Genomic DNA, 22,018 nt, shown 5'->3' on the forward strand with positions numbered 1-22,018 from the left:
AACCGATTGTCTTAACCTCCGGAGGAAGCTAGTTTTGCATACCGCTATCAAGATCGTCGCCATCAGCAGCCTTGCCCTTACCCTTGCCGCGTGCGGCAGCGCCAAGGACGCTAACAAGAGCAACTTCAGCAAGGCCATACAGGCATACCTGGATACTCAGAAGGGCCTGTGCGCTGCGATTCCTGCAAAGGGCTTGCCGTTCACCCTAGCGAATCAAGACATGCTGGGCGGTCAGAGCAAGAAGCGCGCCGACGCGCTGGTCGATGCCGGGCTGCTGACGAAGCGAGACACCGAAGTCAAAGCCATGTTTGGCAACAAGATGGAGCCGGCCACCGAGTACCAAATCACTGACACCGGCAAGAAATTCCTCGTCGCCAATGGTGCCAATACGATGGCTGGTCAAGATGCCTTCTGCACCGGCAAGTACACCGTTGTGGAAGTGAGCAACTTCACCGAACCCAGCGACATGATGGGCGTAAAGCTGTCGCAGGTGAACTACCGCTACAAGGTAGAAGGTGCAGATGACTGGGCCAAATCGGAAGGCATGCGTGCCAATTACAAGAACTTTGCGGAACAGACGCAGGGAGATATCCAGGGTAAGGCGGCTGTCATCCTGACCAACGATGGATGGATGCACGAGCGCCTGTTCAAGCGCGGATAACCCCCCTGACGCAGTTCCAAATCGAAAAGGCCTTTCACCTATGAGTGAAGGGCCTTTTCTTTGGCTCTACACCGATCTGCGGGGTGATTCGGGTCGCCGAACGACACAGAGCGGTCTCTTCTATCTCTTGATGGCGAAGACTCCGACGGCGAGTAGCGACGAAAGCGCTGAATCACAGCCATTGCAACACGGCACCATGCGGATCCGTCCAGGCCAACGCATGGCCATCGGCACATAACAGGAACATGCCGGACGGTTGGGGGGTGGCCGCGGGCAAGAATTGTGGAAATACCAATGGACTTTCGTTGCTAATCCAGACGCAACGCGAGGCCAACATGTTGCGTGCAAATTCATTGCGCAGTGCCTGGTCCATAACGTAGTTCAGGACGGCGGAGTGATACACAACCACGGTCGCTTCCGCCGGAGCCTGTTCGATTAAGGAAGCAAGATCCCGCAGCAAATCGCCCCGGACGATCTGAGGCGGCGCGCGTCTGCAAATCCGGAGCGCAGACTGAAGGCGTGCGAGTCGATCGCCATCCTCGGGCCACACCAAGTCCTCAAGCCACTTCCTATCCTCGTCGCAGTGAACGTCGATTGGGCTCAGGTCTAGTCCAGCCCTCCACACAATTTCAGGATAGGTGTGGGGGAGAGAGCCCGCGCCGGAGACCGTACAGGGGAATACCGGATAACCCAAATCGTCTCCACACGGAGCCAGGCGTTGTCCCCCCCAGTCGTAGCCGTATTTGTCCATCAGCAGGCACAGCCCTGCAGAGGCGCCCACTTCGATGAGCGCTATCTTGCCCCTGACCGAAGCAAGAGCAGGCAGCAATACTGCACAGCGCCCCGGTTCGTTAGTCTGCGAGGAACGAGTCAGCATAAGAGCCCGAATGGCGGCGTCATGTTGCGCCAGGCCTGCATCGAATTCCGCAGGCGACGTGGGCACGCCTACGATATGCCGGAACGCTGCAAACAGCAGATTGGGTTGCTGTTTATCTACAGGTAGACCCTGTAAAAACGCCAGTGCGTCAAGCGAATTCGCGACATGCAACGCCCATTGTTCATACAACGGCGAGCGCCCCGCCGCCTCGACTTTTGAAAATCTCAAATAGCGATCAGCAATTCGATCCATGCCATCTCCCATACGCAGATGAGTCCCGGCAGATTAGCATCGCTCGCGGGAGCCGGTCGCGCCACTAAGCAGTTGCCAGCTTTGGATATTGACCTTGCATTATGACCGCTACTGGCCGGGTGCCGTCTATGACGACAGACCGATCCCGACCCTGAGCGGCCAGTCAGCCCTTCGGCCTTCATGCCTCAAAGGGGTCACTCCGCACACGACTGCAACTGCTAGAACGCGATCAGCTGATCGCATAGTCGGTCCAACGTAGGTGACGACGCGCCCGCGTCTACAGCATAGGCGAGCTTCGCGCCCACCATCATCGTGTGCTTTCTAGCGCCCGACGCTTGACCGCAACGCACAGCTGCCTTGTTCTTCACCGCCTCAAACACTTCATCGCCGAGGGACTGCCGGAGATCCGCATCGACGCAGTCGGAAAGCTCCTTGGGCCAGATCGCATGCGTGCCAGACCAGAGCGTTTCGTCAGGGAACAAGTTCGCATCGTCAACACCCAGAAACCGGAAGAGAGACTTGTTATCGCGCTCGTGATTTCGCCGATGGGCTTCGTTCGCAATCTTGTCGCCGTCGGCATCAAAAATCAGGAACAGCGGTATGTGCCCATGTGCCGAGCGATAACCGCCGGCCGCAACAACTCACTCTTTCCGCCTACAGGCACCAGGTGGGTGCCGCGCCGACGGAACTCCAGCAGGCGGTCTTTGAGCGCCAACCATGCATGGATGTACGCGCAGTCCTCAATGCCTTCTACTAGTGCCAGGCGTTGCGTGAAAAACATCTCGGCCAGTTGGGGCTGAAGAAGCTGATAGATCTTCGACAGCGTCGCCAGTTCTGCGACAGGCTGTTCGCCGAGTGCGTGCGCAATCGCATCGCCGATGGTAGCCAGCGTTGGCTGGCAAACAGATGTCGCATGGGAAGCCGCGTCGCGCCTCACCAGCCTGACGCTTTCGAAGGAATCGCCGCCGACGAACAGGGGGCTGTGAGTCGACACCATGACCTGCGAACCCGTGTTGGCCAGTTCTTGGAGAACACCCGCCAAATGCCTCGCCTGCGGCGGGTGCTGATACAGCTCAGGCTCCTCGCAACCCAAGATGAGCTTGGGCACACCGCTGCCGGTGTCGGCGTTGGCCAGTTCCTGCAGCAGGGCAAGAAGATAGGAGCGCTGGAAACCATGGCCGAAGCGACCCAGTTCACCTTGAAACTCGCCCTCGCCCAGCAGAACTCGCGCGAACGGATCTTCGACGCGAATGGACTTCTCCGAATCCTGATGCCATTGAAGCCGGAGGCTTGCTTCCGGATGTGCCCATTGGGCGAGTCTAGCGTTCAAGGCCGAAGACACCTCCGACAGCTGCTCCTGGCTCTCGTCAAGGAGCTGCTGGTAGCTGCGCCGGGCCGCCAGCGTGAGCTCGCTCAATCCCTCGGCGAAGTTGACCTTGGCACGCACCGTACGCGCAAGCAACTTGCCCAGCGCCGTCGCCTTTCCCTCCGCCTGCTCCGTGCTCGCGTCCTTCACCGCGGGCACGTACACCCACTGGATATGCCGCTGGAGTCGGCCCTGCCCTTTGGTCGCTCCGTAAAACTGATCCTCACTTGGGATCAAGGTGCACAAGTCTGGCCTGGCTGCCTCGAAGGTACGCAGTGCATCCTCCATTGCCGGGCCGGTCGTAGCTGCATTGAGATCCGGAAACTTGGCACGCAGGCCCGTATAGAGCTCTTTCAACTCGGCAACTTTGGCACCGTCGCCCTTTCGTCCGAAGTACTCTGCGAACTCGGCCATCGCCATGCGTTGCCCCAACTGTTTGATCTCGGCTTTGCCCTTCGCTTGATCGAAGGTAGCTGCAGCTGTGACGACCAGGAAACCGTTTCGGTAGTAGTCCTTGAAGTCTTCTTGCGCCTCGGCAGACAGCTGGTCAAACCACGCGGTCACCGAGGCGGGCCTGCTGGTATCTCGACGATGGAAGTCCTCCTCCGCCAAGACGGTGAGGGGATTGCCCTGCGCGTCGGTTTCGCGGAACAGGACATTGAGGGCAAACAGGACAGTCGATTTGCCCGCGCCGTTCGCGCCGACCAGGCAGGTGTAGTCGTCAAACTCAACAGTCGCGTCAGCAATGGCTCTCAGATTGCTAATCTGAACTTTGCGAATTCGCATGACCTCTCCCTTTCTTGTAAGGCAGATTATGGTCACCAAGTGGCGTTTTGCCAACAAGCCATGGCTGCGAGATATAAATCGGCTGGAACACTAGAAGGCTAATGGCGGCATCGTGGGCCACTGACTGAGACCGAGCCGCCAAGAGGCATCGCCGGCCACGCTGAAGAGCCGGAGACCTGCCGTTCTGCACCGGCAGGTCGTGGCCGTCGGCGAAACTTCGCCGCCGACCGCAGAGGTCACTATCCGCGAGAACCGGACGCTCCGACGCCGGGTGCATGATCCACGGGGATATGCGGCCCACGATTTAATGAGATGCAACGATTCTTGCAAGCGTCGCGCATGCGGTTTCTATGTTGTCGGGGTGTAGGTTGGTCACGCTGAGTAGCAAGCCACGTTGCGCGTGCCCGCGGCTAAGGTGCCAAGCGGAGAGCGCCGAGGGCGCGAGGCCATGTGCGCGGGCGGCACGCACCACGGCGATGTCGTCGGCAATCTGTGGGAGCGGTGCGATTACGCCCAGGCCAGCCGCTAGCGTGCCCGGCAGAAGTCTGTTTACATGCGTTAGCGCGAGGTTGCGGCGCTCGGTATAGAGAGCCTTCATCTGCCGCAGGTGCCGCAGGAAGTGCCCATTGGATAGAAACTCCGAAACAGCCAACTGGGCGATCCGGTTCGGAGCCGGGGCCAACACGGCGGCGACCTCGACCAGACGCTCCGCCAGCGAACGTGGGGCGACGACGAAACCGAGGCCGAGCGCCGGACTGAGCGTTTTGCTGAACGACCCGATGTGAATCACACGCTCGGCGCCTGCGCCTGAGGCGAGGGCCGGTGCCGCCCGACCGTCGAGCTGAAGTTCTCCGAGATAGTCATCTTCGATGATCCAGGCGCCACTTGACGCCGCCCAGTCGAGCAAGGCGTGTCTTCGTGCGCGCGATAGGGTCACGCCTAGCGGTGCGTGCTGGCCTGGGGTGACCAGTGCCAGCATGGCGTCTGGGGCCCGGGCGATGCCATCGTCCACGCGCAGCCCCTCGGCGTCAACAGCCACAGGTTCGAGGGTGGCGCCGATCAGCTCGAGCCCGCGCCTACCCAGCGGATAACCTGGCTCTTCGATCCACGCCTTGCGCCCCTGAGCGCGTAGCGCCGTGAGGGCAAGCAGCAGGCCCTGCCGGTATCCACCGGTGACGATGATTTGATCGGGATGGCATTGCATTTGCCGGCTGATGGCAAGGTGGCTCGCGATCTGGGCCCGCAGCACGGGTTCGCCTCGCGGGTCAGCGTAGGCCGTGTCAGTGATCGCGTCGTCGCGTAGGGCTCGCGCTCGCATGCGGGCCCAGAGCTTGGCCGGAAACGCGTCGTGAGCGGGTACGCCCATTTGGAACGGCCGTGGGGCGCTCGAAAATGGACGGTTGAAAGCCGCCAAAGGTCTGTCGATTGGCAAGGCGTCGACCGCTTCGATGGTAGGCGGCCGAGCGCTTACGCGCGTTCCAGCGGGTCCGGCGCCGAATACCAGGTTCTCGGCGATTAGCCGATCGTATGCCACGCGGATGGTGCCGCGCGCGACACCAAGCTGCGCGGCGAGGTCTCGACCGGAAGGCAAACGCTGTCCTGGCGCAAGCCGGCCGTCGAGGATCGCCTGTCGCAGGCTCGCATGGATCTGGTCGCCGATTGCCGCGACGGCGGCTCGGTCCACCTGAATCGACAGTGCATCGAACTTACTTAAGTCAGTCATCTTGGGTCAGTCGTTTCGGCAGTTTTTGGGCCTGTTTCTCCAACAGCCGGTGGAGTAACGTCTGCTTATGACATGGATCGCGGTCGAAGTTGATCGGCGGCCTTCGGGGCGCGCTGGCCGCGATTCGACAATCATAAACAACAGCAGAGGACAGTGATGACCCGTTTGAACTGGCAAGAGATCGCACCTGAAGGCGCAAAGGCACTTTTCGGTATCCACCACTACGTCACGAGAAGGACGAACCTTCCGGAGGAACTCGTGCACCTCGTGTTCCTCCGCGTTTCGCAAATCAATGGGTGCGCACACTGCATCGATATGCACAGTCGCGATCTAAGAAAAACCATGTCGATCGACAAGATCAGTTTGGTACCGGTATGGGACGAGGTGCACCATTTGTTCTCTGAGCAGGAGCGCGCCGCGCTGGCCTGGGCTGAGGAGGTGACCCGTGTCAGCGAGACGCACGCGTCTGATGAGGCGTATGCCGCCGCCTCGGCACAATTCGCGCCCAAGGATCTGGTTGACCTCACGATCACGATCGCCGCGATGAACGCGTTCAATCGGCTGGGAGCGCCATTTCGAGTTCCTGTCGCTGCTCAGTCGTGATCTGGTTTCCACACGCAGATTGGAAGTGATGCTTCACGGGCTCGAAGAGTGCAGAACCCTAGGCGTCGATGATGCATTCATGCCCGCCTACACGGCGACCGAGTGCTGCGCAAGATCATTAGGTCCTGGGCTGGGTGCTACTGCGCAAGCTCGAAAACGTCACGCGAGAAACCTTCCCCGGAAACCGGCGATGAACCTCTTCTTTTTTGCCCTATCCAATCACTTCTCTCATCTGCCCGTTTGTCGGGCCTTTAAGGGCTGCGCCATGTATTCAGAGGCAGGAGAATGGAATCAGCGCGGCCACGACTTAAGCGTATGCAAATCCAGCAACGTAAACCTCCCCCCATCCTGCCATCCACCTGTATCGATGTAGTAAACGTTGCCAAGCTGTGCAGGCTTGCGTAGCGTCATATGTCCATGGACCACCGCACGTACATTGCGGACAGGCTGGGAATACTGCATTCGATAGCGGTCTACGGACCATAGGCAGGCATCCTCATCCTCCGGGCTGAAAGTAGCGCCATGAACGGCCTGCCAATCGTCATAGGGGAAGTCGGCGTGAACCATACCGACTACACCACTCGGCGTTTCCACCTCGATAGCCAGCGGCAAGGCACTCAAGCAGGCCGCAATGCGTTCACGAACATCGCCGGCACAGGCATCCAACCATCCGCCGCCGTGGGCGCGATGATCAACGTCCGGAATCGGATTGCCCATCGCCCGTCGCCACGTCATCAGGTCGTGATTCCCACAGATCGCGTGAAACCACGGGCGCTCCAACCATTTCAGAACATCGGCTGACTCAGGACCTCGGTCCACAAGGTCCCCCACGGAAAACAATCGGTCCTTTTCTGGCGAGAACCTTACGGCAGCCAGCGCGACCTCAAGCCGACCAAAATGACCGTGGATGTCACCCACCGCAAAATCACGGCCGCTGGCATTCAATTGAAAGCGCCGGACTCGGACATTACCGGGCGTCATTCCAAGATTCCATATAGATCCCTAACGACTTGTCATGCATGCCTCATGATACTTGGCTCTCGCCGACAGCGTGACACGTAATCCGCTGATCCTAGTGCCATCACTTCGAATGCGAGTCAACAGCGTGAGCACGCTCACATCGTTGGTAATTCCCCACAAAATTTTTCCTTATCCACCGCCGTGTCAAACGCCGAAATCAGGGCACCTCTCTGAACGCGTCTAAGCCCTTGATTTCCAGATTCATTTTGCTTGATCGCTTCATCGCAAGAAAACCAATGTGCCATATCTTGGCATTTGGCGATGCCTAATCTTGGTTTTCATGGACACCCTATTTTGGTCTTTAAAATCAACGACTTAAGTTTGACAACTATGCCTTCACGGTAAAGACTGGCATTACCTACGGTGAACTTGTGAGGCATATGAATGACTACTGGAGAATATTTGTTGGGACGGTTTGGGCCGTTGATGAGCATCGTTGACGTCGCCACCTTGCTAGGCCGATCTCCCGACGGCGTCCGCGTGGCGCTTTATACCGATACCGATTTTTCGCGCAAGCTGAAACCAGCCATGCTGCGGGTCGGCCGCCGTGTTTATTTTCGGACGTTGCAAGTCACGGAAGCCCTGAATCTGGAACAGCCGGCAGACGATGACCTCACGCCCGCAGAGGTCGCTACGCGAGGGCCGCGCGCATGAGTCGGCAAAGAACCATCAACGACCAGATATGGCGCTCAAATCGCCTGTCAGGCTGCACGGTCGAAGACCGCTATGCGCTGTTCTATTTCCTGACCTCGCCATTCAGCAATGTCATCGGCGCCTATGAAATCGTCATTCGCGTTGCAGCCTCAGAAATGGGCTGGGACCCTGATTCACAACTAATGCCAGTGATGCGTCGTCTCATCGATGCTGGCATCTTGGATTTTGACCCGCAGGCGAATTACATCTGGATCAAAGATTGGTGGGACCACAACTCCGCCAAGATGGCAGTGGCAACGACCCTTAGGAAAAAGACACTCGAGCAAATAGCGGGACTGCCCCAAGGCTGGCGTGACGCTTACGTGAATGACTTTATCGATCGACTGCCTACCGAGGATCCGCTGCGCAATACGGTAGCCAAAGCCCTCAGATACGGTCCATATAGGCTATCGACACCCTATGCAGGCCCCGACGACGGCCAGACGTCCATTCCGGCCGAAGCAAAAGACATCCATAGAAATCAATCGATTAGCAACGGGCATACCCCAGCGACAGCCTATCTCCAGGGTATGGGCAGGGGGCCGGGTAACACTACTACTAACACTAACCCTATCTATAACCCTACTACTACAACGAGAACCGACGACGATCTTCAGTACCCTACCGCGCTGGTCCCCGCTGAGAAACTGTCGATCCAAAACTTGCTTACCGACGTCCAATCAGTTGATGCGCAAGCATTGCTTGACGAACTGGACGGGGCCATCAAGACACCCGGAACCATCAGAAAGACGAAGGTCGCCTATTTCAAAGGAATCCTTGAACGCCACCGCACCGGGGGATTCGTGCCGTCTGCTGGCATCCCGATAGCAACCAGAAGGGAACGCCTGGCAGCGACCCAAGATATGTCGCGTGCTTCGGAATCAGCACCACTCAGCAAAGCCGAATCTCAAGCCCGGCTTCAAGAAATCAAAGCCCAACTGGAGCTGCATACGAGGATGCCGAAATGACGCGCAAGACCACACTCAGCATCCGTCTGGATGGTGATCTGAAGCGGCGCTGGCAGGCACTTTGTCTTCGACAAGGCAGCACGCCCAGCGACGGCCTGCGGCAGATCATTGTCCGCCTTCTCAACGGTTCGGCAACGGACACGTCGCCCACTCCATCAACACATGAGCAGCCCGATACTTCGCGTCGCCGCTTGGAACTCCGCCTGACTGAGACGGAATATGCCCGTATCGAAGCACTGGCCTTGCAGCAGGGCATGTCCGCCAATCGCTGGGTCATCCACCTGATACGGGCCAATCTCAGCGGCGAACCGCAGTTCGGCATGACGGAGCTGCGAACGCTGGGCGAATCGAATTCGAGGCTGCTTGCCATCGGCCGCAACCTGAACCAGATCGCCCGGCATATGAACGCGGGACGCGCGCTGGAGACGGTGGTGACCGCTGAGCGTATCGACACACTGACCCGTCATATCAAAACCCACACCGCGCGGGTGGCAGACATCATGCGCGCCAACATTGACCGCTGGAGGCTGGAATGAGTCTGGTCATTGACGGAATTTTGAAGGACTGGGGCGAACGCATCTATACCAAGCCCGTCACCAGCCAAGGCGTAAAGCGCACGGTGACGCGATCACGCACTTCGCCACCCTCTACGCCTCTGCTGCTGACCGGCAGCGCTCGGGTCCGTGACAAGTTGATGCTGACCACTCGCAAAGCGCCCGAAGTCATGGTGAAGATCTCCGGCGGCGGCAAAGGCATCGCGCAGGTGAAAGCACATCTCGACTACATATCGCGCAACGGCCTGGTAGCGTTGGAGAACGAAGACGGTGAAATCATCCTTGGCCGTGAGGCAGTGCAGGACGTGCGCGACGAATGGAAAAGCGGCCAGTACGGGTTGCCTGATAACGGCTCGCGCCGCGAAACGTTCAATATCGTGCTGTCCATGCCGCCCGGCACCGACCGACGCGCAGTCAATGACGCTATCCGTGCATTCGCGAAAACGGAATTCGGCGCCAACCACGCGTATGTCTTCGCCATCCATGATGATGAAGCCCATCCCCACGGCCACCTTTGCGTTAAGGCGCTGGGTCTCGACGGCAGCCGGCTCAACCCACGAAAAGCGGACCTGCAACGTTGGCGGGAGCGCTTCGCCGAGGCACTGCGTGAAAATGGCATCGAGGCCAATGCCACACCGCGTAGGGCACGATCTAACACGCACACTACGGTCAAGCAGGCGACGCGGCATGCCGCCAAGCGGGGCAAGAGCACCAAAGCGGCCGAGCGGGAACAACGCGGGCTTTCCGGCGTTTCACGTGCCATCAGGAATGGCTACGGGCACATTGCGAAAGCCTTGGCCACTGGTGACATCGAGGACAAATCGCTTGCCCTGGAAATTGTCCGGTTCCTTGATCCCTCGCAGGACAGGGCGCTACAGGTCCCACAGCGTAGCCAGAGCAGCACAGAGGTGACCAAGGACGCCCAGCAACTAGAGAGGATCAACCACTCAGGCAAAGGCGACCTGAGCCGTTGATTGATTGCGGAAGAAGGACCATAAGATGGCTTTACGCTATGACGCGTTGCAAGACTACTGCGATGATCCAGCGCGCACCGGTGATGTGCAGGTCATTCTGTATGCACACTACTGGAAGGGCTTTGCCTTGGCCGTGCAGGACGGCACTACAGAGCACCCCGTCATGGACGACAAAGGCCGACCGTACCGGTTCCGAACAGTAGAAATGGCCCTGGCGGAACTGGCGAACATCTCGTACCTGTCGGACCGCATCATCATTGACCGTCGCATGTGGTGGCCGTAATCGGGAAACTACTTTGCATTAACCGTAAGTACAATCAACTTCGGTTGTACCTTTAACCACAACGAACGTTGCACCGCCCCAAGGACGCCTAGCGTACCGGGCGCCGACCCGAAAAGAAGGGTTCCGACCGCCGAGAGCAGATCGGCCGCTTAGTCGCCCCAAGAACGCTTTGTCGTACTGGGCGCGGTCCCTGAACAGACCGACAGACCGGACAGCACGGTCCTACGTTCGCCCTCAACCTCTCAGGAGTGGCGAACATGAAGAAACTATCAGCCTCTTGCATTCTGGCCGTCGGCATTGCCGCGTCGTCGGCCGCCTTCGCACAAATCCCCGTGACAGATGGCGCTTCCATCGCCAAGAGCGTGGAAAACCAGATCGAAACGATGGCGAAGTGGAAGATGCAGTACGACCAGATGGTCAGCCAGATCGACCAGATGAAGCAGCAATACGCTGCGGTCACTGGCGCGCGCGGCATGGGCGAACTGTTCAACAACCCGCAGCTGCGTGACTACCTGCCGCAAGACTGGCAAGACGTCTATGACAGCGTGAAATCAGGCGGCTATGCCGGCCTGAGCGGGCGCGCTGAAGCCATCTACGACAACAACAAGGTGTATGACGCCTGCACCGGCTTCGCCTCGAACGAGCAGCGCACCAACTGCGAAGCGCAGGCCGTCAAGGGCGCGCAAGACAAAGCCTTTGCGCTCGACGCCTACGACGCGGCGAAAAACCGCCTCAGCCAAATCGACCAGTTGATGAGGCAGATCAATCAGACACAGGACCCGAAAGACATTGCTGAACTGCAAGGCCGCATCGCGGCCGAGCAGGCCATGATTCAGAACGAGCAGACCAAGCTACAGATGTACCAGATGGTCGCGGCAGCGGAAGACCGGTTGCAGGAACAGCGCCAGCGTGAAATCAACGCGAAGGTGCTGGCGAATCGTGAATACACGAAGCATCAGCCTTTCAATCTGCTGGATAAATAAGAAGAGACAAGCCCATGATTTCCTACATTCACATCCCTGTTTTGACAATTTGCTTTTTCACACTGATGTTCATGCGCCGGTGGTGGCAATGCATAGACCGCCTTGGTTTCACGCGCGAGGTCGGCCGCCGCGCGCCTTCGCTTGTTCAAGGTGACATTCTGGGCGCAGCCTTCGCCATCCTCCCCTTCGTGATCGCGGCGCTAGATTGGTCCGGGGTTGTCCTGCCCGGCCAGTCGAGTCCGACGTCTTCATGGATGGCGGCATTGATTTCACTGTCCTGCCTCGGTGGTTGCGCGTTCGTCCTGCGCAACTCTAGCGGGCGAATCGTAGGCAATTGGGCTGGCACGCGTGAAAGCGCACTTCGCACAGTTGCGGCGCTACGCATCATCGACGCGGCCGAGCTGGCTCACGCACTCGGCGTATTGCAGCAGCACGAGAGCCGATACACCGGCGGCCGAACCATCGAAATCAACGCACAGGAGATGCGGAAATGAAAAAGCTCGTTCTCACCCTTTTCGTCGCAGCAACACTCGCGGGCTGCGACCAGACCGAGCCGGTCCAAACCGTGGATTGGTACAAAGCGCACGATGCCGAGCGCACTGCGATGGTTTCCAAGTGCCGGAATAACCCTGGCGAGTCGGACGCATCACCGAACTGCATAAATGCCATCACCGCCCAGAACCATCTGACGGTTGAGAAGCGCGGATACACAAAGCATGAGCCAATCAATGTGCTCGAAGGGGGCAAATAGTGGCTATTGAATCTAATATCTTTGAATGGATGGGCGAGAGCATCGACATGACGCTGAACGCATTTGTTCAGGTGACGTCGGGCAATGTCATTTCCATGTTCACTGACATCTTCATCTACGGTGGCACGCTCACACTCGTGATGATGGGATTCGCCATCATCTTCGGATATGTCGAAGCCCCTGCCTCAAACTTCATGAAGACTTGCGGGAAGTTCATCGTCATTGGCGGTTTGGCAATGAGCGCCCCTACGTACCTGTCATGGGTTGTCGAGGCATTGCGCGGCCTGGAGACGGGCGTCGCTGACGCCTTCTCGGCATCCGGCAGCAGTACGTCCGCAACCTCGGTTTATCAGGTGCTCGATAAGGCGGTGTCCGATGGCTTCCAGATCGGCGGCGATATGCTCGACAAGATGGGAAAACGGCGCTGGTATGAGATTGGCATGGTGTTTTGGGACCTACTAAACGCCCTAATCATCTACGCCGCCACGCTCATCATTGCCATTCCGGCGGGGGCAATGGTGATCGTTGCCAAAATCATGCTCACCCTCATGCTTGGCATCGGGCCGTTCTTCGTCGCCATGCTGATGTTCCCCGTCACCGCGAAATGGTTTGATAGCTGGTTTGGCCAAGTGATGACCTACATCATGCAAATCGCCTTGGTGACAACGGTTCTCGGCATGGGCATGAAGTTTTTCAGTGCACTTACGGCCAAAGTTTTGGCCGTCACCACTGACCATCCTATTGCCACAATGCTTGAAATCCTGATCGTCACGGGCGTCACCCTGTTCTTGCTGCAACGCGCATATGAGGCAGCATCGCACCTGGCCGGAGGCGTGTCCTCGGCGGGTATCACGCTTAGGCAAGTCAGCCAGGCCGCCGCATCCCCCGTAACTCAAGTTCTCAACCGTCAAACAACTCGCCGCGACATGCAAAGCGGCATGATGGTCACCGGGGGCCGGCTCAATCATCTCGCAGCAGGCAACACAATGTGGAACCCAGCGTACCGGCAACACGTCTTGCAGAACATGGGCAAGAACTGGGGGCCGGCTACAGGCGGCTCAGTCAAAGGCGAATAGCCTGCCATCTGCCCCTGCATTGGCCTCGCTTTCGGCGAGGCCCTTTCATTCCTAGCGGCAAAACTCCGCGCTTCGCTTGGGCAACCTCTTCGGTTGCATCCCGCGTCCGATCTTGCCGGACTGACTGCGGGGGCAGGCCCGGCGGCTTCGCCTTGTTCCTACCCCTTGCCACAGGCTGCACGGCCTCCACATGGGTCAAGGGTAAAGGCTACGCCCGGTATCCTCACCCGTTCCCTACGCTCCGCTTCGGGCTGCGGCTTCCGGTCCCGCCCTTGACCCCCTCTTCCAGCCAAACAACGTCAGGAGCGGTGCTCTCAAGCGGATGGCGGGTCAAGGGGTTGGTGCGGCCCGCAGCCCCGCAGGGCGAGGACACGGCCCCTTGACGCGGCAGGAGCGCGCCACGCTATGCCCCGGGGACAGGAGTTCCGGGCCAGAGGCCCGTAACCCCTGCCCCCGAGGCTCCCGCCGGCGAGGGTGGAGAGTCCAGAGAGGCAAAGCCTCTTTGGAAACTACGATGCAGGCTAATACAGGCGATCCATAGCAGGTAAAACAAGACAATTTCAGCGCACCACCCATGAGGTTGCGTGTACCTAAGCCAAAATACGCGTACCTCTTGTAAAATCGAGTTACCTACAGCAAGGAGACACCATGGCTGGCGAAGGTAAATGCGGGTTGCGGCCCCACAAAACCATATCAGATACCGAACGCGGCCGACGCGAATCGGCTGTTAACTACGCGCGAGCGTCCGTCGGCCTGGAAGGTCTCTGGCTCAGTGAAGCAGATGAGGCCCACGCCCAGCGTTTCATCGATGGTCAGATCAGCCTGCAAGAGTTTGTGCAGCCGCGCGCTGACGCGTTAACGCTCGCAAAGTCTTCGTCATGACGAAGAAATTTAGGATTTGGGGACTAGTGCAGGATAGGCTGTCGCCGGGATTTGCATTACATGTGCACTCCAGTGTTTAGATGTGGCAGAAATTTTGTAAAAACGCTGACTCAAGACCGTCTGCCGTAAGCCAAATTGAGACAGTCAAGTAATCAATGAAATCGCCCATTTTCATAAATACAGATTTGAAGGACTCGGCGCGGTGAAAATCAGAAAAATAAAGATCAAGAACTTTCGGGGCGTGAAAGAGCTTGACTGGAGCCTTCCCAACGCCGACATCTTCTGCCTAATTGGCAAAGGGGATTCTTCTAAATCCACCATCATCGAAGCCATCAGGTATGCCTTCTATCCTCAGTGGAATCTGACCCTAAGCGACGCCGATTTCTACCTGTGCACGGTAGCCAACTCTATCGTCATAGAAATCACCATTGGAGCTTTAACCGAAGCCTTCTGCGCCTTGGACAAATACGGTCAGTACCTCCGTGGCTGGGATTCCACAGCTCTCAAGCTCACCGACGAGCCTGAAGATCACCTGGAGAGTGTCCTGACCGTGCGGCTGACAGTCGACAAAGATCTTGAGCCCAAGTGGATGGTTGTCTGTGATCGTCACCCTGACGGCGTTCAGTTCAAGCAGGGCGATAGGAACAAGGTCAGTGTCGGCCTCATTGGTGCCTACAGCGAGAAACAGTTTTCGTGGGCTACAGGCACGGCGCTGGCGAAGCTCACTGAGGCCCAGAGTCTGAACGAGTTGCTGGCAACGGCCTCTCGCACAGCCAGAGCCTCTTTGGATGCAAACCGACCTGTCACCCTCAAGAACTTCGATGCGGCGGCTGAGAAGTCTCAAGACATCGCGAAGCTGTTGGGTGTGCCGGTGTCGGAAGCTTACAAGGCTCATCTCGATCTAGCTTCTATCAACCTGAAGGTTGGGGGGCTGGCCCTCCACGACGGTGACATTCCTCTTCGTCAGCTAGGTCTGGGATCACGGCGAATGCTGCTGTGTGGCATTCAGAAGATGGGCCTGGAAGAAGGGCACATCACCTTGTTTGACGAGGTGGAGTTCGGCTTGGAACCGCACCGAATAACTCGGCTCATCAAACACGTGCGAGAAGACAAGAAAGGCCAATACTTCCTCACCACGCACTCGCCCACAGTCCTGCGGGAACTGACGGTCAATGACCTATACATCGTTCACAGCAAGGCAGGTATCGTGCGGGTCACTCCCGCTTACTGCGAAGGGTTGGCCGCTCACGAGGCGCAAGGCAGAATTCGCTCTAGTGCCGAGGCGTTCTTGTCGAAGAAGGTCATCGTCTGTGAGGGGGCTACCGAGGTCGGGTTCATGAGGGGCTATGACGACTACCAGGTAGCCAAGGGGAATGATCCATTCTCCTATCACGGCGTGTCCTTGCTAAATGCAGGTGGGGCGAGCAAGATCAAAGCTCTGGCAGAGGCATTCAAGCTGCTCGGTTATGACGTCTGCGTTGTAGCTGACGGGGATGCAGAGAAACAGTTTTCTCCTGCTCATGAGGCTGAGTTGAGAGACAAGGGTATTTCGGTCTACGTATGGACCGACAAGCTCTCATTAGAGCAAAGAGCGTTTCGGGACTTGCCGTGGATCAGCGTGATTGCGAGTGTGCAACTCGCCCAAACTGTTCCTAGTCTGTCTGTCTACGACAACGTGCGCTCTTGGTATAAGAAGCCACTTGATGAAGACGTTATCAAGTGGGGAGACAGCCCTGAGCTGAGGCTTGCTATCGGAAATGCGGCAAAAAGCAGCGACTGGTTTAAGGACATTACCCGTGGCGATTTGTGGGTGCAGGCCATCAGCCCTGCATTCGATGACGCAGATTTCTCAAAGAAGGACATAGCCGCGAAGCTCGCCCAGCTTTGGGCTTGGGCAGAGCGTGTCTGAAGACCTGGCTCTCAAGCTCAACGACTTCACTACCAAGGGGTATGTGATAGCGCCGGCCGGCTATGGAAAGACGCACCTTATCGCCATGGCGGTGAAAGCTGCTACCAAACGGCAGCTCGTCTTGACTCATACCTTTGCGGGTGTGAACTCCATCAAGACCAAGATGAACAATCTTGGTGTGCCCGCTTCGAAGTACCAGATTGACACGATTGCGAGCTGGTCACTTCGGCTCTGTCTCGCCTACCCTAAGACTTCGGGGTGGAAGGCAGAGCACCCCACAGGTAAGCAATGGAACAAGCTCTACGAGCGCTGTTCAGAGCTGCTTGGGAAGCAGTTCATTCGTCGCGTTGTTGCAGCCAGCTATGCCGGCATCTACGTGGACGAGTACCAGGACTGCTCCGATCTGCAGCATTCTCTAATCTGTTCGTTCGCTGAGTTCATGCCGTGCCGAATCCTGGGCGATCCTATGCAGGCCATCTTTGACTTTGGTGGTGACGAAGGCAAGCCCGTTGATTGGACGGTAAGTGTCTATCCGACCTTCACTTGCCTTGGTCAGCTAGAGACGCCGTGGCGCTGGAAAACGACTGGCGATCCGAACCTTGGAGCTTGGCTCAAGAAGGCGAGGGAGACACTAATGCAGGGGAAGAAGATCGATATTTCAAACGGCCTCCCTCCATGTGTGAAACGTGTTCACACCCCCCCGGAATTCTTGGCGTCAAAGCAGTACTCCTCACTGATGGAATTGTTGGGCCATCAGGAGAGTGTGATTGCCCTTCATTGCGGCGACCAACAGTCCAAGAACAAGACCCATCTCTTGGCAAGAACCATGGGCGGACGGTTTTCTTCCATTGAAGAAGTTGAAGGTAAGGATCTTCACTCGTTCATCAAGAAACTGGTTTCCGCCAAGACGACCCAGCAAGGCTTCCTTCTTGCTTTGGATTTTTCCAAGAAGTGCTTCATCGGAGTGGGCAAGATCTTGACGGCCGGCACCAAGAGAGGCGAGGTCGCAAAGCAGAGCAAAGGGACCAAATATCCCTTGGTTCTGCATGCTGCGAATACTTACATCAAAGAACCGACAAGTGCGCACCTTAGAGCTTTCTTCTTGGCGCTGAAAGCGAACCCCGATACATCAGCCTACCGACGCGACCTGCTGTATCGCTTCCTCAATGTCTTGAAAATTCACATTGACGGGGGAGCGGCGACATTGACGGAGGCCGCGAATTTGTACCAACGAGACATGAGGCACACGGGGCGACCGATCAGCCACCGCAAGCTCATCGGCACAACCCTGCTGGTCAAGGGGTTGGAATACGACCATGCGGTCATCCTTGACGCTGACACACTAGACGCCCAGGATCTGTACGTTGCAATGACCCGCGGGTCCAAGTCATTGACGATCATTGGCTCCAAACACGAATTGCCTGCGAAGTAGCGGACGTTTAAGTCCTGTTTGTACGCCATTGGGCTTTCCTGATCGAACTTCCGCTTTCCAGTCGAGTGCAGTCATCTATCCTGGCATTCCGGCACCTACACTGTACCGAAATTTCGGTACAGTGTAGGTACAGTGACCAGTTTTCACCAATTCGGATAAAATACGCTAACCTACTGATTTGAAACTGTTTTTACCTATTTCAATCTACGCTAGAATTCGCCCTACTTCCCTGTAGAAACACTGTAAATCGCCGACTCAAAATCCCCCGCCGCAAGGCGTGTCGGTTCGAGTCCGACCCCGGGCACCAGATTCCTTCCCTGCCAAAGCTCGCAGCCAAAAAGCCGTCCACCTCAGGCCGGCTCCTGCCCGGGCTCAGACCTCGGTTTCCTCTAGCTTGTGCGTCTTCAGCCAGTCGCGCACCAGGACATTGAGCCGCGTTTGCCAGCGCGGTCCGCTTGCCTTCAACGCCTCGAGAACATCGTCATCGAGGCGTACCGTCGTGGCAGTCTTCAGGTCGCGTGAGCAGATGTGTTCAATGGCCGCACCGCCAGCCGCATTCCCATCGCCTCGAGAATGGCCGACAGGCTGCTGAGCGCCGGATTGCCCTTTGGCGACAGCGTGCGATAGAGCTGGGTAGGATTCAGGTGCGCCCGCTCGGCCACGGCCTGAACACCGCCAAAGGCCTGCGCCATCTGGCGCAGCACGACCAGCAACTCTGCCTGGTCACCATCGGCCAAGATGCCATTGATGACCTCCAGCGCCAGAGCCGGATCGCTGTGGTACAGCTCGGCCATCGCCTCGTCATGGGGCCTGCTTCTCATCATCCGATCTCCGTTGCCAGTCCTGCCAACAGCCCACCGCTCGGCCGATATCCGCGTCCTGCGTCCGCTTGTCGCCACCACACAGGAGCAGCACCACGCGATGACCGGACACGGAGTAATAAACCCGATAGCCCGGCCCGACGTCGATGCGCAGCTCCCACACGCCGTCACGGCAGAACTTGTGATCGCCGAAATTTCCCAGCTCGACCCGGGCCACCCGGCGAATCACCGCCACCTTGGCCTGGCTGTCGCGCAGCCGCCGAAGCCAGTCCAGGTAGAGATCCTGATGCTCGCCCGGCGTCACGTAGTGCTCGATCCGGTAGAGATTCATTTTCGTCTATAAACGAATAAAGATCAAGCCACCGACTCGACACTGCTGAGGCCCGCTTTGGAAATTCGCCCTCTCACCAGCCGGTTCGGTCACATCGCTTATACCTGCAATGCCTTCCGACCGACGTTTCAAGGTGTGTCGGACAGCGCCCACTGGTGCCCCGGGGCGTGGCTTCCTATCCTATGGCATTGCCCTCCCATCAACCCCGGAGCGACCATGAGCCGACTGACCCTATCCGCCCTCGCCTGCGCCACGCTGCTGGCCGGCTGTGCCGGCGCCAACATGGAAAGCCTGACCCAGGCCGGCGGCAGCCTGTTCACCGCGGCCACGCTGTCGGACAGCAACGTGAAGACACTGTCGGACCAGTCCTGCGCCGAGATGGACAAGAAGAACACCATCGCGGCGGCGAACAGTACGTACGCGCGTCGGCTGGCCACCGTGATGAGCGGCCTGGGCAATACCGGGCTGCCGCTCGACGCCAAGGTCTACGTGACCAAGGACATCAATGCCTGGGCCATGGCCAACGGCTGCGTGCGTGTCTACAGCGGCCTGATGGACCTGCTCAGCGACGACGAGGTGCGTGGCGTGGTCGGCCATGAGATCGGCCATGTGGCGCTGGGCCACACCAAGGCGGCGATGCAGGTGGCCTACACCGCGGCCGCGGCGCGCGGCTTGCTGGGGTCGACCGGCATCGCTTCGCTTACGGCGCTGTCGTCGTCGCAGATCGGCGCGCTGGCCGAGCAGTTCGTCAATGCGCAGTTCTCGCAGCGCCAGGAAACCGCGGCCGACGATTACTCCTTCGACCTGCTGACGAAGAACGGCGCCAACCGCCAGGCGCTGGCATCGGCGTTCCGCAAGATGTCGCAACTCGATGGCGGGCAATCGAGCATGCTGAGTTCTCACCCCGGTTCGCTCGAGCGCGCCAAGCATATCGAAGCACGCCTGGCCGGCGGGCGCTGAGCGCGGCGCATTCCTCGCTGCCGCCGCACCCATCCGGGTGAGGCGGCACCCTCCCTGCGGCGGGTGCGCGCCGTGCCCTGGCGCGCTGCCATCGAGCCCGCTACCGCGAGGCGCGCAACCCCGCGCGCGCATTGTTGACCGCGTTTAATTCGCCGACAAAAGCTTTCACTACGCCGACCCCGGGGCGGCAGAGATAATCCTTTCGCTGCTCGACACGGCCATGCCGTCGCACGCGCTGCCTGCGTGCCGACACCGCAAACGGCCAGCGTCGCCACGCTCGCCCTCGCCCGGGCCGGTATGCCGCGCCACGCACCGCGGCACCTGCGCGCGCGCCGCCTGCGAGGCCGAGCCCAAGCGCCCCCACACCCGGATGCCACAACTCGCCCAACCTGCCTCACTCGTTCAGGAGCCCTCGATGGACTGGTTGCACGTGATTTTCCAGAAGTCGCCCGAATCCGCGCTGTTCCTGTCGCTGGCGGTTGGCTACGCGATCGGCAAGATCACGTTCGGGCGTTTCCAGCTGGGCGGTGTCGCCGGCTCGCTGCTGGCCGCGGTGGTGATCAGCCAGGTCGGCGTCGAGATCGACAACGGCGTCAAGGCGGTGATGTTCGCGGTCTTCATCTACGCGGTGGGCTATGAAAGCGGCCCGCAGTTCTTCAACTCGCTGAACCGCAGCTCGCTGCGCGAGATCGCCATGGCGGTGTTCATGGCGGTGTGCGGCCTGGTCACGGTGGTGGTGCTGGCCAAGCTGTTCCATCTCGACAAGGGCCTGGCCGCGGGCCTCGCCGCCGGCGGCATGACGCAGTCGGCGATCATCGGCACCGCGGGCGATGCCATCACCAAGCTTGGCCTGCCGCCCGACCAGGTCAAGACCCTGCAGGCCAACGTCGCGATCGGCTATGCGGTGACCTATGTGTTCGGCTCGCTCGGCGCGATCATCGTCTGCGTCAACATCCTGCCGCGCTTCATGAAGGCGGACCTGAAGACGGATGCCAAGAAGGTCGAGGCCAAGCTCAACGGTGGCCTGCCCCAGTACGGTCCGGGCCAGCGCGGCGCGCTGCCCCGGCTGGTCGGCCGGCTGTATCGCGTGAATGACGCATCCGGACAGACCGTCGCGCAGCTCGAGATGAGCGGCGAGGACCTCGTCACCGTGGAAAAGGTGCAGCGCGCCGGCAAGCAGCTCGACGTCACGCAGGACCTGGTGCTGCAGCACGACGACCTGGTGCTGCTGGTCGGCCGCCGCGATGCCATCGTGCCGGCCGCCGCGCAGATCGGCGAGGAAGTGGCCGATGCCGATGGCATGGGCGCGGTGATGCAATCGCGCAACGTCGTGTTCACCGCCAAGGGCATGAACAACAAGACCGTCGCCGAGATCGTCGACATGGTCGGGCGCGACATGCGCCATGGCGTCTATATCGAGCGCATCGAGCGCTATGATCACCCGCTGCCCCTGCTGCCCGAGTTGAAGCTGCAGCATGGCGACATCCTGACGCTGTATGGCACCCCCGCCGATACCAAGCGCGCGGCGGGGATGGCCGGCTACGAGCTGGTGCCCAGCGAGAAGACGGACTTCGTCTACTTCGGCGCCGGCGTGCTGGTGGGCCTGCTGATCGGCCTGCTGGTCTGGCGCGTCGGCTCGATCCCGCTGACCCTGGGCGCGGGCGGCGGCGCGCTGCTGTCGGGGCTGGTGTTCGGCTGGGCACGGTCCAAGCACAAGATGTTCGGCGCCATGCCGACCGCCGCGTGCCAGTTGCTGAAGGATTTCGGGCTGGCCGCGTTCGTCGCCATCGTCGGCATCAATTCCGGCCTGCAGGCAGTGACCACGCTGCGCCAGAGCGGCCTGACCATCTTCCTCCTGGGCGCGGTGGTGACGCTGCTGCCGCTGTTCCTGACCATGCTGTTCGGCCGCTACGTGCTGAAGTACGACAACGCCGCGCTGCTGGCCGGCGCGCTGTCGGGCTCGCGCAGCGCCAACCCGGCCTTCGGCGGCATCCTCGACAAGGCCGAAAGCCCGGTGCCGACGGTGCCGTTCGCCATCACCTACGCGCTCGCCAACGTGCTGCTGACGCTGCTGGGCCCGCTGGTGGTGGGCCTGGTCTAGCGCGTTTCCCTT

General features: G+C 59.2%; 24 protein-coding genes. 16 read left to right on the forward strand and 8 right to left on the reverse strand.

Annotated features, from left to right (window positions below):
• The first annotated feature begins 34 nt into the window (after window positions 1-34).
• Window positions 35-661: a hypothetical protein gene (locus AC3FMM_RS13475; protein ID WP_070541142.1), complete on the forward strand. Its 627-nt coding sequence runs from the start codon at window positions 35-37 to the stop codon at window positions 659-661.
• Window positions 662-833: 172 nt separating this feature from the next.
• Here AC3FMM_RS13475 and AC3FMM_RS13480 read toward each other — a convergent pair whose 3' ends face one another.
• The 4 genes from AC3FMM_RS13480 to pdxR form a co-directional block, all read right to left on the reverse strand.
• Complete coding sequence (locus tag AC3FMM_RS13480) at window positions 834-1,790, reverse strand: DUF2332 domain-containing protein (protein WP_488686819.1); 957 nt, start codon at window positions 1,788-1,790, stop codon at window positions 834-836.
• A gap of 218 nt (window positions 1,791-2,008) precedes the next feature.
• Window positions 2,009-2,272, reverse strand: a complete 264-nt coding sequence (locus tag AC3FMM_RS13485; protein ID WP_094830274.1) for a hypothetical protein — start codon at window positions 2,270-2,272, stop codon at window positions 2,009-2,011.
• Window positions 2,273-2,376: 104 nt separating this feature from the next.
• Window positions 2,377-3,942 carry an ATP-dependent nuclease gene (locus AC3FMM_RS13490; protein WP_488686820.1) on the reverse strand — a complete coding sequence of 522 codons (1,566 nt, stop codon included), beginning with the start codon at window positions 3,940-3,942 and terminating at the stop codon, window positions 2,377-2,379.
• 304 nt (window positions 3,943-4,246) lie between these two features.
• On the reverse strand, window positions 4,247-5,665 hold the full coding sequence (gene pdxR / locus AC3FMM_RS13495) for a MocR-like pyridoxine biosynthesis transcription factor PdxR (RefSeq protein ID WP_488686821.1): 1,419 nt from the start codon (window positions 5,663-5,665) through the stop codon (window positions 4,247-4,249).
• A gap of 156 nt (window positions 5,666-5,821) precedes the next feature.
• On the opposite strand from pdxR, the gene AC3FMM_RS13500 reads away from it, so the two are divergent.
• On the forward strand, window positions 5,822-6,268 hold the full coding sequence (locus AC3FMM_RS13500) for a carboxymuconolactone decarboxylase family protein (protein WP_029580638.1): 447 nt from the start codon (window positions 5,822-5,824) through the stop codon (window positions 6,266-6,268).
• Window positions 6,269-6,559: 291 nt separating this feature from the next.
• On the opposite strand, the gene AC3FMM_RS13505 is transcribed toward AC3FMM_RS13500, so the two are convergent.
• Entirely contained in the window at window positions 6,560-7,249 is a 690-nt protein-coding gene (locus tag AC3FMM_RS13505) for a metallophosphoesterase (protein ID WP_457954855.1), read from the reverse strand.
• Between the two features lie 465 nt (window positions 7,250-7,714).
• Between AC3FMM_RS13505 and AC3FMM_RS13510 the strand changes: the two genes are divergently transcribed.
• The 12 genes from AC3FMM_RS13510 to AC3FMM_RS13565 all read left to right on the forward strand — a co-directional run bounded on the left by AC3FMM_RS13510 (window position 7,715) and on the right by AC3FMM_RS13565 (window position 17,793).
• Window positions 7,715-7,942 carry a plasmid-related protein gene (locus AC3FMM_RS13510; RefSeq protein ID WP_261312076.1) on the forward strand — a complete coding sequence of 76 codons (228 nt, stop codon included), beginning with the start codon at window positions 7,715-7,717 and terminating at the stop codon, window positions 7,940-7,942.
• Entirely contained in the window at window positions 7,939-8,949 is a 1,011-nt protein-coding gene (locus tag AC3FMM_RS13515; RefSeq protein ID WP_488686822.1) for a hypothetical protein, read from the forward strand. The genes AC3FMM_RS13510 and AC3FMM_RS13515 overlap by 4 nt, the downstream gene beginning before the upstream one ends.
• A complete protein-coding gene (locus AC3FMM_RS13520; RefSeq protein ID WP_042997010.1) occupies window positions 8,946-9,485 on the forward strand; it encodes a plasmid mobilization protein in 540 nt (179 codons plus the stop codon). The genes AC3FMM_RS13515 and AC3FMM_RS13520 overlap by 4 nt, the downstream gene beginning before the upstream one ends.
• Entirely contained in the window at window positions 9,482-10,477 is a 996-nt protein-coding gene (locus tag AC3FMM_RS13525; protein WP_149895551.1) for a relaxase/mobilization nuclease domain-containing protein, read from the forward strand. The genes AC3FMM_RS13520 and AC3FMM_RS13525 overlap by 4 nt, the downstream gene beginning before the upstream one ends.
• A 25-nt stretch (window positions 10,478-10,502) precedes the next feature.
• A complete protein-coding gene (locus AC3FMM_RS13530; protein WP_223203257.1) occupies window positions 10,503-10,760 on the forward strand; it encodes a hypothetical protein in 258 nt (85 codons plus the stop codon).
• Window positions 10,761-11,017: 257 nt separating this feature from the next.
• Entirely contained in the window at window positions 11,018-11,743 is a 726-nt protein-coding gene (gene virB5 / locus AC3FMM_RS13535; protein WP_488686823.1) for a P-type DNA transfer protein VirB5, read from the forward strand.
• 14 nt (window positions 11,744-11,757) lie between these two features.
• Window positions 11,758-12,237 (forward strand): hypothetical protein, encoded by a 480-nt coding sequence (locus tag AC3FMM_RS13540; protein WP_488686824.1) that lies wholly within the window; start codon window positions 11,758-11,760, stop codon window positions 12,235-12,237.
• Entirely contained in the window at window positions 12,234-12,494 is a 261-nt protein-coding gene (locus AC3FMM_RS13545) for an EexN family lipoprotein (RefSeq protein WP_109061302.1), read from the forward strand. The genes AC3FMM_RS13540 and AC3FMM_RS13545 overlap by 4 nt, the downstream gene beginning before the upstream one ends.
• Window positions 12,495-12,541: 47 nt before the next feature.
• The gene (locus AC3FMM_RS13550) at window positions 12,542-13,570 is read left to right on the forward strand and encodes a TrbL/VirB6 family protein (protein WP_488686826.1); all 1,029 of its coding nucleotides are present in this window, start codon (window positions 12,542-12,544) and stop codon (window positions 13,568-13,570) included.
• Between the two features lie 648 nt (window positions 13,571-14,218).
• Window positions 14,219-14,452 carry an antitoxin VbhA family protein gene (locus AC3FMM_RS13555; protein WP_488686827.1) on the forward strand — a complete coding sequence of 78 codons (234 nt, stop codon included), beginning with the start codon at window positions 14,219-14,221 and terminating at the stop codon, window positions 14,450-14,452.
• A gap of 202 nt (window positions 14,453-14,654) precedes the next feature.
• Entirely contained in the window at window positions 14,655-16,361 is a 1,707-nt protein-coding gene (locus AC3FMM_RS13560; RefSeq protein ID WP_142096688.1) for an ATP-dependent nuclease, read from the forward strand.
• The gene (locus AC3FMM_RS13565; RefSeq protein ID WP_142096692.1) at window positions 16,354-17,793 is read left to right on the forward strand and encodes a UvrD-helicase domain-containing protein; all 1,440 of its coding nucleotides are present in this window, start codon (window positions 16,354-16,356) and stop codon (window positions 17,791-17,793) included. The genes AC3FMM_RS13560 and AC3FMM_RS13565 overlap by 8 nt, the downstream gene beginning before the upstream one ends.
• Before the next feature lie 372 nt (window positions 17,794-18,165).
• Here AC3FMM_RS13565 and AC3FMM_RS13570 read toward each other — a convergent pair whose 3' ends face one another.
• Genes AC3FMM_RS13570 through AC3FMM_RS13580 form a run of 3 tightly spaced genes read right to left on the reverse strand, consistent with a single transcriptional unit; the run spans window position 18,166 to window position 18,945 of the window.
• Entirely contained in the window at window positions 18,166-18,258 is a 93-nt protein-coding gene (locus tag AC3FMM_RS13570; RefSeq protein ID WP_240987689.1) for a hypothetical protein, read from the reverse strand.
• Between the two features lie 44 nt (window positions 18,259-18,302).
• Window positions 18,303-18,614, reverse strand: a complete 312-nt coding sequence (locus AC3FMM_RS13575) for a helix-turn-helix domain-containing transcriptional regulator (protein WP_116313297.1) — start codon at window positions 18,612-18,614, stop codon at window positions 18,303-18,305.
• Window positions 18,595-18,945 carry a type II toxin-antitoxin system RelE/ParE family toxin gene (locus tag AC3FMM_RS13580; RefSeq protein ID WP_116313006.1) on the reverse strand — a complete coding sequence of 117 codons (351 nt, stop codon included), beginning with the start codon at window positions 18,943-18,945 and terminating at the stop codon, window positions 18,595-18,597. The genes AC3FMM_RS13575 and AC3FMM_RS13580 overlap by 20 nt, the downstream gene beginning before the upstream one ends.
• Before the next feature lie 216 nt (window positions 18,946-19,161).
• Here AC3FMM_RS13580 and loiP point away from each other — a divergent pair, with 216 nt between their 5' ends.
• Both loiP and aspT read left to right on the forward strand, forming a co-directional pair.
• Window positions 19,162-19,905 carry a metalloprotease LoiP gene (loiP, locus tag AC3FMM_RS13585; protein WP_115710638.1) on the forward strand — a complete coding sequence of 248 codons (744 nt, stop codon included), beginning with the start codon at window positions 19,162-19,164 and terminating at the stop codon, window positions 19,903-19,905.
• 415 nt (window positions 19,906-20,320) lie between these two features.
• The gene (aspT, locus tag AC3FMM_RS13590; protein WP_414247590.1) at window positions 20,321-22,006 is read left to right on the forward strand and encodes an aspartate-alanine antiporter; all 1,686 of its coding nucleotides are present in this window, start codon (window positions 20,321-20,323) and stop codon (window positions 22,004-22,006) included.
• The last annotated feature ends 12 nt before the right edge of the window (window positions 22,007-22,018 follow it).

This window comes from Cupriavidus sp. 207A1 (genome assembly GCF_057798955.1).

Excerpts from the sequence above, each read along its gene's own strand:
- AC3FMM_RS13480 (WP_488686819.1), bottom strand. The coding sequence starts at position 1,790 with ATGGATCGAATTGCTGATCGCTATTTGAGATTTTCAAAAGTCGAGGCG.
- AC3FMM_RS13490 (WP_488686820.1), bottom strand. The coding sequence starts at position 3,942 with ATGCGAATTCGCAAAGTTCAGATTAGCAATCTGAGAGCCATTGCTGAC.
- pdxR (WP_488686821.1), bottom strand. The coding sequence starts at position 5,665 with ATGACTGACTTAAGTAAGTTCGATGCACTGTCGATTCAGGTGGACCGA.
- AC3FMM_RS13500 (WP_029580638.1), top strand. The coding sequence starts at position 5,822 with ATGACCCGTTTGAACTGGCAAGAGATCGCACCTGAAGGCGCAAAGGCA.
- AC3FMM_RS13505 (WP_457954855.1), bottom strand. The coding sequence starts at position 7,249 with ATGACGCCCGGTAATGTCCGAGTCCGGCGCTTTCAATTGAATGCCAGC.
- AC3FMM_RS13510 (WP_261312076.1), top strand. The coding sequence starts at position 7,715 with ATGAGCATCGTTGACGTCGCCACCTTGCTAGGCCGATCTCCCGACGGC.
- AC3FMM_RS13515 (WP_488686822.1), top strand. The coding sequence starts at position 7,939 with ATGAGTCGGCAAAGAACCATCAACGACCAGATATGGCGCTCAAATCGC.
- AC3FMM_RS13520 (WP_042997010.1), top strand. The coding sequence starts at position 8,946 with ATGACGCGCAAGACCACACTCAGCATCCGTCTGGATGGTGATCTGAAG.
- AC3FMM_RS13525 (WP_149895551.1), top strand. The coding sequence starts at position 9,482 with ATGAGTCTGGTCATTGACGGAATTTTGAAGGACTGGGGCGAACGCATC.
- AC3FMM_RS13530 (WP_223203257.1), top strand. The coding sequence starts at position 10,503 with ATGGCTTTACGCTATGACGCGTTGCAAGACTACTGCGATGATCCAGCG.
- virB5 (WP_488686823.1), top strand. The coding sequence starts at position 11,018 with ATGAAGAAACTATCAGCCTCTTGCATTCTGGCCGTCGGCATTGCCGCG.
- AC3FMM_RS13540 (WP_488686824.1), top strand. The coding sequence starts at position 11,758 with ATGATTTCCTACATTCACATCCCTGTTTTGACAATTTGCTTTTTCACA.
- AC3FMM_RS13545 (WP_109061302.1), top strand. The coding sequence starts at position 12,234 with ATGAAAAAGCTCGTTCTCACCCTTTTCGTCGCAGCAACACTCGCGGGC.
- AC3FMM_RS13550 (WP_488686826.1), top strand. The coding sequence starts at position 12,542 with ATGACGCTGAACGCATTTGTTCAGGTGACGTCGGGCAATGTCATTTCC.
- AC3FMM_RS13555 (WP_488686827.1), top strand. The coding sequence starts at position 14,219 with ATGGCTGGCGAAGGTAAATGCGGGTTGCGGCCCCACAAAACCATATCA.
- AC3FMM_RS13575 (WP_116313297.1), bottom strand. The coding sequence starts at position 18,614 with ATGAGAAGCAGGCCCCATGACGAGGCGATGGCCGAGCTGTACCACAGC.
- AC3FMM_RS13580 (WP_116313006.1), bottom strand. The coding sequence starts at position 18,945 with ATGAATCTCTACCGGATCGAGCACTACGTGACGCCGGGCGAGCATCAG.
- loiP (WP_115710638.1), top strand. The coding sequence starts at position 19,162 with ATGAGCCGACTGACCCTATCCGCCCTCGCCTGCGCCACGCTGCTGGCC.
- aspT (WP_414247590.1), top strand. The coding sequence starts at position 20,321 with ATGGACTGGTTGCACGTGATTTTCCAGAAGTCGCCCGAATCCGCGCTG.